10 protein-coding genes are annotated in these 10,097 nt (G+C 62.1%); 4 read left to right on the top strand and 6 right to left on the bottom strand.

Annotation, left to right across the window (positions count from 1 at the left end; genetic code table 11):
* Positions 1–78 precede the first annotated feature (78 nt).
* From Q8X51_RS29675 to Q8X51_RS29665, 3 genes are all read left to right on the top strand, one after another.
* A complete protein-coding gene (locus Q8X51_RS29675; protein WP_407694665.1) occupies positions 79–855 on the top strand; it encodes a helix-turn-helix domain-containing protein in 777 nt (258 codons plus the stop codon).
* A gap of 103 nt (positions 856–958) precedes the next feature.
* Positions 959–1,864 carry an aromatic amino acid exporter YddG gene (gene yddG, locus Q8X51_RS29670; protein ID WP_407694666.1) on the top strand — a complete coding sequence of 302 codons (906 nt, stop codon included), beginning with the start codon at positions 959–961 and terminating at the stop codon, positions 1,862–1,864.
* 130 nt (positions 1,865–1,994) lie between these two features.
* Positions 1,995–3,692, top strand: a complete 1,698-nt coding sequence (locus tag Q8X51_RS29665; RefSeq protein ID WP_407694667.1) for a B12-binding domain-containing radical SAM protein — start codon at positions 1,995–1,997, stop codon at positions 3,690–3,692.
* Between the two features lie 108 nt (positions 3,693–3,800).
* On the opposite strand, the gene Q8X51_RS29660 is transcribed toward Q8X51_RS29665, so the two are convergent.
* Complete coding sequence (locus tag Q8X51_RS29660; RefSeq protein ID WP_227432305.1) at positions 3,801–4,865, bottom strand: 2,3-butanediol dehydrogenase; 1,065 nt, start codon at positions 4,863–4,865, stop codon at positions 3,801–3,803.
* A gap of 535 nt (positions 4,866–5,400) precedes the next feature.
* Between Q8X51_RS29660 and Q8X51_RS29655 the strand changes: the two genes are divergently transcribed.
* Positions 5,401–6,036, top strand: a complete 636-nt coding sequence (locus Q8X51_RS29655) for a LysE family translocator (RefSeq protein WP_065926312.1) — start codon at positions 5,401–5,403, stop codon at positions 6,034–6,036.
* Between the two features lie 80 nt (positions 6,037–6,116).
* Here Q8X51_RS29655 and Q8X51_RS29650 read toward each other — a convergent pair whose 3' ends face one another.
* The 5 genes from Q8X51_RS29650 to Q8X51_RS29630 all read right to left on the bottom strand — a co-directional run bounded on the left by Q8X51_RS29650 (position 6,117) and on the right by Q8X51_RS29630 (position 10,078).
* Complete coding sequence (locus tag Q8X51_RS29650; RefSeq protein WP_407694668.1) at positions 6,117–6,722, bottom strand: hypothetical protein; 606 nt, start codon at positions 6,720–6,722, stop codon at positions 6,117–6,119.
* On the bottom strand, positions 6,719–7,291 hold the full coding sequence (locus Q8X51_RS29645; protein WP_407694669.1) for an RNA polymerase sigma factor: 573 nt from the start codon (positions 7,289–7,291) through the stop codon (positions 6,719–6,721). Before Q8X51_RS29645 ends, Q8X51_RS29650 begins: the two co-directional genes overlap by 4 nt.
* A 21-nt stretch (positions 7,292–7,312) precedes the next feature.
* Positions 7,313–8,947, bottom strand: a complete 1,635-nt coding sequence (locus Q8X51_RS29640; RefSeq protein ID WP_407694670.1) for a vWA domain-containing protein — start codon at positions 8,945–8,947, stop codon at positions 7,313–7,315.
* A gap of 121 nt (positions 8,948–9,068) precedes the next feature.
* On the bottom strand, positions 9,069–9,719 hold the full coding sequence (locus Q8X51_RS29635; RefSeq protein WP_065926308.1) for a DUF799 domain-containing protein: 651 nt from the start codon (positions 9,717–9,719) through the stop codon (positions 9,069–9,071).
* Entirely contained in the window at positions 9,716–10,078 is a 363-nt protein-coding gene (locus Q8X51_RS29630) for a DUF4810 domain-containing protein (protein WP_027608086.1), read from the bottom strand. The genes Q8X51_RS29635 and Q8X51_RS29630 overlap by 4 nt, the downstream gene beginning before the upstream one ends.
* Positions 10,079–10,097: the final 19 nt, after the last annotated feature.

The raw sequence follows: 10,097 nt of genomic DNA, 5'->3' as shown, positions 1-10,097 counted from the left end.
AACTCCCCCCTAAATACAATCTGGCATCCAAACACAACAGTAACGTACGCTAACCCCCTCACCCCCGGAGACTCACGGATGAGCACCACCAGCCCCCAATCGCTCTCCCTCTCATTGCGCTCTTACTCAGGTCAGGTCGAGCTTCACCAGCATGACTTCCATCAAATCGTGCTCCCTCAATCCGGGTCGATGGAGATTGAGGTCGACGGACGAGGCGGCAAGGTCGATGCAAGCCAGGGGGTGGTGATTTCTGCTGGGGCCCGGCATACCTTCCTGGCCAACACCCATAACCGTTTCCTGGTGCTGGACGTCTCGACCGAGCGTGGCGAGGCGCAGAAGGGTACGGTTGCGTCATTTGACCCACTCAACGACAAGCGCTTTTTTGCGGTCAGGCCCGATATACGGCATTTGCTCGATTACGCCAGTTGCAACGGGCCACAGTTGGTCGGCTCGCTCGCGATGGCCGAGTCCTGGAGTCGGTTGCTGTTGTGTTCGTTATTGCAGCCCGAGGTTGCGCGGAGCGATCCCGGTCAGTTCATTCTTGCTCGCGCGCTGGCCTACATCGAGCAGCACTTGGGCACGGCCCTGACGGCGCATGATATTGCGCGTTATGCGGGCACCAGTGAGCGGCGTTTGTATGTGCTGTTTGGGCAGCACCTGAATACAACGCCGTTCTCGCATATCGCGAACTTGCGTCTGAATCTGGCCATTGACCTGCTGCGCCAAACGTCTTTGTCGATCATTGATATTGCGCATCGCGCCGGGTACGCCGACCAGAGTGCGTTAACCCATGCCCTGAAGAAAGCCCGCCATCTGACGCCGGCTGTGGTGCGTAAACAAGGGCGAGATCACTGAAAAAACAGCAGTCCCGAACAATTCTTCGGCGGGCCTGATCAATACTCGCTCTCTCGACCTTTCTATTGTTCCCGCTTGAGGATTATCCGCAGACGGGGCTTGCATGAGCACTTCCAACCCATCCATCACCCTTGCCAAGGGCACCGCCAGTGCGACGCTGATCGGGGTGATTGCCGTGTTTTTGTGGGCGTGCCTGGCGCTTCTGACCACCTTGACCGCCGGGATCCCGGCCTTTCAGTTGCTGGCTTCGAGCTTCGCGGTCGCGTTCGTGGCCAGCCTGTGCGTGCTGGGGCTGCGTGGCGCAACAGGGTTCAGCAGTTGGCGCCAGCCCTGGTCTGTGTGGGCGACGGGGTTTACCGGGATCTTCGTCTATCACGCGTTGTATTTCTTTGCCCTGAAGGCCGCGCCTGCGGCTGAAGCCAGCCTGATTGCCTACCTGTGGCCGCTGCTGATCGTGCTGCTGTCGAGCTTTGCCACCGGCGAGTCGCTGCGCAAGCGCCAGCTGTTGGGCGCCTTGCTCGGCCTGGCGGGGACGGCCTTCATCATGCAGCTGCGGGCCCGGAGTGACAGTGCGTCGATGCCGGTTATCGGTTACGCCGCCGCCTTTGCGTGTGCCTGGGTCTGGGCGATTTATTCGGTGTTCAACCGGCGGTTCAGCCATGTTCCGAGCAGCATAGTCGGGGGTATTTGCGGGCTGGTGGCTGTGGCCGGGGGGCTCTGCCACCTGGCGTTCGAAACCACGGTGCGGCCTGAGCCGGGCCAGTGGGCGGCGATCATTGCCCTGGGTTTGGGCCCGGTAGGACTGGCTTTTTTCGCCTGGGACCACGCGACCAAGCACGGAAACCTATCGATGCTGGGCGCCCTGTCTTACCTGGCGCCGCTGTTCTCCACACTGCTGCTGATTGTCGTGGGGCAAAGCGATGCCAAGCCGATCTTGATGATTCCCGCGGTGTTGATCATTACGGGGGCGGTCATCGCCACTTCACGCTCACGCACGACCTCGCGTTGATCTCGACGGGTAAGGAGACAGGGAAATGAACTTGATAGCTTCGCAGGGAACCCTGAGGATCGAGAGCGACGGGCCGAGTTTTTCAGTCGCGCCCACGCGGCCCTTACTCAGTCATCTGGGAAAGCCATCGTTGCTGAACAGCCGAACCGGCATCCGTCGTCGCGCCCATGGCGAGGCGCCTCGTGTGCTGCTGTTTGTGCCGCCCTACACACGTCTGATCGAGCCCACGGCACACGACAGCGCATTTGCCCGCATCGGCATTGATACGTTCGAAGTGATGAAGCGTGCCGGTACGCCTATCGGCCTGTTGCGCATCGCCACGGTGGCCCGGCGGGCCGGTTATGACGTGCAGATTGTCGATTCGCCCTTTGCCGGCTGGTCCCAGGAGCACAGCCTGGTCAAGGTCGACCAAGGGCATCTGATCCGCTACGGCCTGACCGATACGCAGATACGCGAGATCATCGAAACCGCGCAGCCCGATATTGTCGGGATCCAGTGCAACTACACCGTGCAATGGGGCAATGCACGGGCGTTGGCCGAGCTGGTGAAAACCCTCGATCCCAACCTGGTGCTGGTCACTGGCGGCGCTCACTCCAGTGGTGACTGGAAGAACGCACTGCTGGATTCGGCCTTCGACTTCGCGCTGATCAATGAAGCTGACCGCGCCTTTACCCTGCTGCTCGATGCCTTGACTCACGAAGGCACAGACATCAATGCCGTACCTGGGGTGGCGTACCGCGACAGCCGGGCGCAACTGATCCGGCCCACCCAGAAGTCCAGCTACCTGAGCATCATCCCCAAGCGGCAGGACCTCGAGGAGCGGCTCGGCGTCATGCCTTTGCCGGACTTCAGCTTTCTGGACATGAAGCATTACCTGCAGCCTTATCACTCCTCAGGAGCACGTGTACGCAAGCATGGCGCCTGGGCGCAGATATTCTCCACGATTGGCTGCAACGTGAACTGTAACTTCTGCTACATCCCGAAAATCAACGGCCCTTGGCGCGCACTTGGCCTGGACTGGTTTGACCTGCACCTGGCCGATCTGGTGAAACAGGGAGTCACTGAAGTGCTGATCGAGGACGATCACCTGATGCATGACCCGTTGTATGCGATGGAGGTTGGCAAGCTCCTGAAAAAACATGACTTGCCCTGGGTCGAAGAAGGCGGGTTGAGCCTTTTCAACCTGATCCTGCTGCATTTGGGCGAACGCTTCATCGACCAGATGGATGAGAAGGAGCGCAAGAACCCGCAATATCGCAATGTGATCGAGGCGGTAAAAGGCGGGCTCACGGCAAGGAAGTTCATTCGGTCGATTGCCGAAAATGGCTGCTACAACATCTACCTCGCGGTGGAGAGCGCGAACGAAGACAGCCTGGTCAATTCCAACAAATCCCGACTTAACGCAATTCAGCACTCGACGTTCGAGCTCATCGAAATTTTTACCGAGCACGGCATTCAGGTTACCGGCGGGTTCATGCTGGGGTTCGTCAACCCCCCCGGCGGACCTGGGCAAAAGCCTTTTGTAGAGAGCCTGGAGCTGATCGACCGCACCATCGATTACGCGGTCAACCTCATGGGTGCCGGCATGGCGTACGCCAACCCGTTTATCGTCACGCCGATTCCCGGGACGTCGATGTGGGAATACCAGCAGCAGTATGTGGTACGTCACTACGACAACGGTTGGTCCCATGAAAAAGCCACGATGGCGACCGACCAATGGAGTGCCGAGGACATCGAGAAAGCACGCATGGAGTTGCTGGTTCGGGCCAACGGGGCTGATCGTGTCCGGGAGATGGTGCGTCGCGGTACCTGGCCTGTGGATGCGTGAGTGAAGGACGCTGGCTGCGAGGATTTTTAGCGTCATACCGACAATCCTGCCCCCACTTCCCTCCTCAGTCTGGCTTGGGGAGTAGGGAGTGGGGGCACAGCCCACGCTTCAGACCCGAGCAGGCGACACAATGATCTTCACATTGTGTTCCTTGTTTTTAACCAGTTCCTCGAAGCCCTGGCCCACGATCTGCTCCAACTGAATGCGCCCCGTCACCAGTGGCGAGATGTCCAGCCGCCCATCCGCGATAAACGCGATCACGTCGGCGAACTCACCGTTATAGGCCAGCGCGCCGAGTACCTGTTTCTCAGTGGCCACCAACTCGAAAAAGTTGAATTCACTGGGTTCTTCGAAGATGCCCACCAGTACGCACTTGCCGGCCTTGCGGATCAGGTCGATGGCGAGTTTGGCCGTGTGTTTGTTGCCGATGCATTCGAAACTGACGTCCGCGCCGAGCCCGCCGGTCAGGCGGCGGACCTCGGCCAGGGCGTCGCATTCATTCGGATCGAGCACATGGGTCGCCCCCACTTCCCGGGCCTTGGCCTTGCGCGCGCCGGACATTTCCAGCGCGATCACCTGGGCCGCGCCCGCCGCCTTGGCGCACATGATGGTGCACAGACCGATGGTGCCGGCGCCGACCACCACGACGTTTTGCCCGAGCAGGCTTCCGGCTTTTTTCACCGCGTGCATGCCGACGGCCAGAGGCTCGATCAGCGCCCCGGCTTCAGCGGGGAAGTTCGCCGGTAGCTTGTACAGCAGGTTGGCGGGCACGTTGACCAGTTCGGCGAACGCACCGTTGTTCATCAAGCCGGTAAAGGCCAGGTTCTCGCAAATGTTGTACAGCCCGTGGGTGCAGTAGTAGCAGGTGCCGCAATGCTGACAGGCATCGGCCGCCACCGGCTCGCCGACGCTGAAGCCCTGTACGCCGGCACCGAGTTCGACGATCTCGCCACAAAACTCATGACCGAGAATGCACTGGCCCTTGATCCCGGTCAGCGGGTGCGGGGCGTCGACCGGAATGAACACCGGGCCGGCCACGTACTCATGCAGATCGGAGCCGCAAATGCCGCACCATTGCACGCGGATCTGCACCCAACCGGCAGGCGGCGAAACGGGCAGCGGCACGTCTTCGACGCGGATGTCGTTACGACCGTGCCAGACAGCGGCACGCATGCTGCGTTGCGAGTTGCTCGAAAGGCTCATAGCGAAGTCTCCTTGAAACGGTTGGCACTGGCGCGCCGGGGGGGGGTTGCCAGTGGCCAGAGCAAGGCCGGTGCCAGCTGTGCAAAAACGCCTGGACGCCCCTCTCCTAGAGCCGCCGAATGAACACCCAAGGGTGGCCGGCATTGAGGTCAAACGAGACGCGCCATGCCAGATCGCGCACGGTAGCGACGAGACCGCGAGACGTTGCGTCTCACTGCAAGCGTTGATGCCAGGGGCGTGCCTGATCCACCTCAGTCGTCTTCAATAGGGGCGCTTCGCACCCCAACGCGGGGCAAGCCCGCTCACCACAGCAAGCCCGCTCACCACAAGTAGGGTGTTCGCCCTTAACTGACGGACCGGCGCCAACCAAGGGTGCTCAAGCGGCCCAACCCCCCTGTATGACGTTTTGTCAGCCGATCTGTATCTAACGCGCGCCCTGCTCCCGCCCTACCATCAGGCGCATCCAACCTGCGCAACGACGCGCTCTACCTACAGGAGTGAACCCATGCCCGAACTGTCGAGCCTGCTGGCGTATGGTCTGATTTCCCTTGGCATGGTGCTGACGCCCGGCCCGAACATGATCTACCTGATTTCGCGCTCGATCTGCCAGGGGCCGCTGGCCGGGTTGATTTCACTCGGCGGCGTGGCGCTGGGTTTCGTCGTGTATATGCTGTGCGCGGCGCTGGGGATTACCGCGCTGCTGATGGCAGTGCCGTATGCGTATGACGCACTCCGGCTCGGCGGTGCGCTTTACCTGTTGTACCTGGCCTGGCAAGCGGTCAAGCCCGGCGGGCGCTCGGCGTTTCATGTGCGCGACTTGCCCAGGGACGGCCCACGCAAGCTGTTCATGATGGGCTTTGTGACCAACCTGTTGAATCCGAAAGTCGCGGTGATGTATCTGTCATTGCTGCCCCAGTTCATCTCCCCCACTGGCCACGGCAGCGTGCTGACACAATCCATCGTGCTGGGGTTTACCCAGATCATGATCAGTGTGAGCGTGAATGCGGTGATCGCCATCATGGCCGGTTCCATCGCGACCTTCCTGGCGGCCAAGCCGGTTTGGCAACGGGTGCAGCGCTGGCTGATGGGGACGGTGCTGGCTGGCCTGGCGGTGCGCATGGTTTTTGATGCGCGGCGTTGAAGACGGGGCTTGAGGGCACTGTGGCGAGCGGGCTTGCCCCGCAAGCCACAGGTTACCGGTGGCCTGTTCTTTTTTTGTAGTCAATGCGTGCGCAGCGCCTCCAGCCGTGCGGGCAGGTCTTCCTCGGGGAAGCGCGCGTGCAACGCCAGCAATTTTTCATCCGCGGCTTTGCTTTCACCCGCTTCCCGCAAGCGCACGATCGCCTGTAACTCTTGCTCCAGCGACGGCAACGCTGACGGTGCGCGCTTGCTGAGCCTGGCGCTCGATTCATCTGCCATCGCACCTGCAATCTCAGCCTGAACCGGCGCACGTTCAGCCTTGGGCGCGGCGGCGATGCGCGCCATCGGCGCCGGTGCGGACAACGCTTGCGGCGCCGGGCGGGCGGCTTCCTCGTGCAGGGCGGAGAAGGTCGCCGTGGAGATTTCGGGTTGTGGCACTGGCGAGCGCGTGACCACGCCGATCATCAGCGCCAAGCCGGCCACGGTGGCGAATGCCATTTGCCAGCGCGGGCGTTGGCAGGCGTGCAGCCAGCGTTGCCACAGGCTCGGTTGCGGCGCCGGGGCCTCGCGGCGGGCGGCTTTGAGGATGAGGGCGTCAAGGGACGCGGGCGGCTCGCCGGTGCTGTGTTGACGGTAATGCTGGGTCAGCACGTCGTCGGTGTCGGGAGTGTGTCGGGAGTCGGTCATGCGAGTATCTCCTCGGCCAGCAGGCGGCGCAGTTTCTGCTGGGCGTAACGCAGGCGGCTTTTTACGGTTTCCAGCGGGGCGCCGGTGAGGGCGGCGATTTGCGGCACTTCGAGGTCGCCGTGCAGGCGTAGCAGGAAGACTTCGCGCTGGTCTTCGGGCAAGGCTTGCAGGGCGGCGTCCAGGCGCGCCTGGTCGCGGCTCAGGCTCAGCTGTTGCTCAGGGCCGGCGCTGTCGTCGGCCTGGGCGTGCAGTTGCTCGTCGTAGCTGTCGTGTAGTGGGTTATGGATGCCGTGCTTGCGCCAATAATCGATCAGACGGTTGCGGGCGATCTGGAATAACCACGTACGAAAGCTCGCCCGGCCTTGTGGCTGGGTGCTGCTGCGGATCAGGCTGAGCCAGGTCTCCTGGTAGATTTCCTCGGCCAGTTCGGCCTTGTTGCTCAGGGCCACGAGGAAGCGGTAGAGGCCTTGGCGGTGCCTGGCGTACAAGGCTTCGAACGCGGCAGCGTCGCCGTTGCGGTAGCGGGCCAGCAGGGATTCGTCGCTGGGTGGCTCATCTGGAGCGGGCATATCGATGGCTAACTCCCTTTATCAGTGTTTGGCCGGAGCCTTCAGGCTTTGGGCCACTTCCACCAGTTGCACAAACTCATTGCGCAAGCCGAACGGATCATCGCCTCGCGCCGAGCGGGCCAAGGCGGCGGTGTCCTTCAAACTCATGCTGCCAGTGTAGCGGCCATCGCCCTTGAGCTGTTGGGCGAAGGCGGCCACCGCCGCCGAGAAGCGCAGGTCGTCGCTGGCCTGGGTGGTTTCGTGGCGGATGGGCCGTTCGATCAAGCGGCTGTCACCGCCCGTGGCGGGCTTGTAGCGCACGCGCAGCATCGCCAGTTCATCGGATTTACCTTCGGCCGCAGGCGCAGTGGCGTAGCGCAAGGGCTCCAACCAGCCCCTCTGGCCCTTCGGCACAATTTCATACAGCGCGGTCACGGTATGCCCTGCGCCGATCTCACCGGCATCGACTTTGTCGTTGTTGAAATCCTCACGCTTGAGCGCGCGATTTTCATAGCCCAGCAGTCGATACTCGCTGACCTGTGCCGGGTTGAATTCCACCTGCACTTTCACATCCCGCGCGACCACCGCCAGGGTTGAACTGAGCTGGTCCACCAGCACCTTGCGGGCTTCGCGCAGGTTGTCGATATAGGCGTAATTGCCATCGCCGGCATCGGCCAGTTGTTCCATCAGGTGTTCGTTGTAGTTATCCACACCGAAGCCGAGGGTGGTGAGGGACACGCCGCTTTTACGCTGGCGGGCGGCCATTTGCTTGAGGCTGTCGAAGTCGCTGACGCCCACATTGAAGTCACCGTCGGTGGCCAGCAGGATGCGGTTGATGCCCTTGTCGATAAAGCCTTCGCGGGCCATCTGGTAGGCCAGTTCGATGCCGGATGCGCCTGCCGTGGAACCGCCGGCGGTGAGTTGATCGATGGCATTGCGGATCCTGGCCTTGTCGCGCCCCGATGTGGGCTTGAGCACTACGCGGGACTCACCGGCGTAGACCACCAATGAAACCCGGTCCTGATCACGCAACTGATCCACCAGCAATTTCAGGGTGCTTTGCACCAGCGGCAAGCCTTCGCGGCGGTCCATGGAGCCGGACACATCCACCAGGAACACCAGGTTGGCCGGCGCCAGGTCCGCCACGGCGCGGTCGGACGCCTTGATGCCGATGCGCAGCAGTTTCGTGCGCGGGTTCCAGGGTGTGGCGGCGACTTCGGTGGTCACGCCAAACGGTGAGCCGTCGGTGGGCAAGGCGTAGTGGTAGGGGAAGTAGTTGACCATTTCCTCCAGTCGCACAGCGCCTTCGGGCGGCAGGCTGCCTTGGTTGAGGAAGCGTCTGACGTTGGCGTAGCTGCCTGTGTCGACATCCACGCTGAAGGTGGACACCGGCGTTTCGGCCACGCGATGCACCGGGTTGTCCGGCAGGTTGGCGTATTGCTCGCGGGGTTCGCTGCGGTAGTCCATCGCCGCTGATTCCTGCATGCGCATTGGAGCGGGCATTGCCATGCGCTTGACCAAGGCGCCCTGGGGCGACGCGCGTTGCAGCTCGGCTACGGGCTCGGCCGGTTTGGCCAACTCAGGGGATGAAGACAGCCCACACCCGGCCAGCGCCACCACCAGGGTGACGGCAAAGCCTTGGGCAGCAGGACGCAGGAAGAGCAGAGGACGGGACATGGGCTGAACCTCGTGAATGAATGATCCGTTCACAAGGTCAGACGCAAGGTGCGGGATGTTCGGGTTAACCCTGGTTCGAATAACACCACAGTTGGTCTGTGGTGTTCTCAGAATCCGGATATCAGTCCGTGCCGTACTTCGGGTTGCGCGGGCCGTACAGGATCCCCGCGCGTTGGCCCGGCGACAGCAGGCGTGCACTGGTGATGCCGGCAATCGGGTGCGCCGCATCGGTGGAGCTGTTGATCACTTGCTTGACCGCCGCGGTGATCAGCATGCCCACCAGTCCGCCGCCGTTGTTGTTGCCTTCTTCACTGGACGCCCGCGCCGAACCGGTCCACAGGGTGGTGCCGGTGCGCAGGTCCACCAGTTTGGCCGAGGCCGTCACGGCGGTGTCGCTGGAGATCAGCATGTACTTGGTGCCGTACTCGCTGACGGTGATGTACAGCGCCGCGTCCGCGCCGAAGATGTCATGCAGCTTGGCCGGTGGCACGCCCTGGATATCGTTGGCGGTGGTCAGGCCGTTCTGGCGGAAGGTTTCGTCCACCAGGGCAATCGGCAGCACGTAGTAGCCGGCTTCGGCCAGCGGGTAAGTCACTTGCGAGACCAGGCTGTACGAGGCCTGCACTTCCGGCGACTCGTTGATCGGCGGCAGTACCAGGATCGACTTGGGCCGCGCCTGTTTGTACGCGGTGTAGTCAATGGTCTTGGGGGCTGCGCAACCGCCGAGCAAGGCCAGGGCCAGCAAGGCACCGGTGAGTTTTAACAGGCTCATTTAGTGGCCACTCCGGTCTTGGCGTTTTTCAACAGGAAGTCCATGTACGAGGCAGACTCGGGGAACAGCGCCTTCTCGGTGCGGAACTCCTGCACCATCTGGTCATCCTTGCCCATGCTCAGGTACAGCATGCCCAGGTGCGCGTGGTAACCCGGCGGCGCCTTGCGGCCGCTGGCGTTGATCTTTTGCAGATCACGCTCCAACGCCTCGACCTGCGCTTCCTTGGGCTCGCCCTTGAAGTACTCGTAAACCTGCGGCTGGTAGCTTTCCCATTGATACAGGGGCTGGGGCGCCGTGTGGCACCCGGCGACCGCCGCGATTGCTGTCAGCATCAGCGCCAACTTCACTGCCTTGCTCATCCGTGTACTGCTCCTTGAG

Source organism: Pseudomonas sp. Yb2C2 (genome assembly GCF_052112325.1).
GTDB lineage: Bacteria > Pseudomonadota > Gammaproteobacteria > Pseudomonadales > Pseudomonadaceae > Aquipseudomonas > Aquipseudomonas marginalis.
The sequence above is the reverse complement of the archived record's forward strand: the minus strand, read 5'-3'. Positions and strand labels throughout refer to the sequence as shown.

What these genes read in the sequence shown, in the direction of transcription:
- Q8X51_RS29675 (WP_407694665.1), top strand. Translation starts at nt 79, where the DNA reads ATGAGCACCACCAGCCCCCAATCGCTCTCCCTCTCATTGCGCTCTTAC.
- yddG (WP_407694666.1), top strand. Translation starts at nt 959, where the DNA reads ATGAGCACTTCCAACCCATCCATCACCCTTGCCAAGGGCACCGCCAGT.
- Q8X51_RS29660 (WP_227432305.1), bottom strand. Translation starts at nt 4,865, where the DNA reads ATGCGTGCCGCTGTCTGGCACGGTCGTAACGACATCCGCGTCGAAGAC.
- Q8X51_RS29655 (WP_065926312.1), top strand. Translation starts at nt 5,401, where the DNA reads ATGCCCGAACTGTCGAGCCTGCTGGCGTATGGTCTGATTTCCCTTGGC.
- Q8X51_RS29650 (WP_407694668.1), bottom strand. Translation starts at nt 6,722, where the DNA reads ATGACCGACTCCCGACACACTCCCGACACCGACGACGTGCTGACCCAG.
- Q8X51_RS29645 (WP_407694669.1), bottom strand. Translation starts at nt 7,291, where the DNA reads ATGCCCGCTCCAGATGAGCCACCCAGCGACGAATCCCTGCTGGCCCGC.
- Q8X51_RS29640 (WP_407694670.1), bottom strand. Translation starts at nt 8,947, where the DNA reads ATGTCCCGTCCTCTGCTCTTCCTGCGTCCTGCTGCCCAAGGCTTTGCC.
- Q8X51_RS29635 (WP_065926308.1), bottom strand. Translation starts at nt 9,719, where the DNA reads ATGAGCCTGTTAAAACTCACCGGTGCCTTGCTGGCCCTGGCCTTGCTC.
- Q8X51_RS29630 (WP_027608086.1), bottom strand. Translation starts at nt 10,078, where the DNA reads ATGAGCAAGGCAGTGAAGTTGGCGCTGATGCTGACAGCAATCGCGGCG.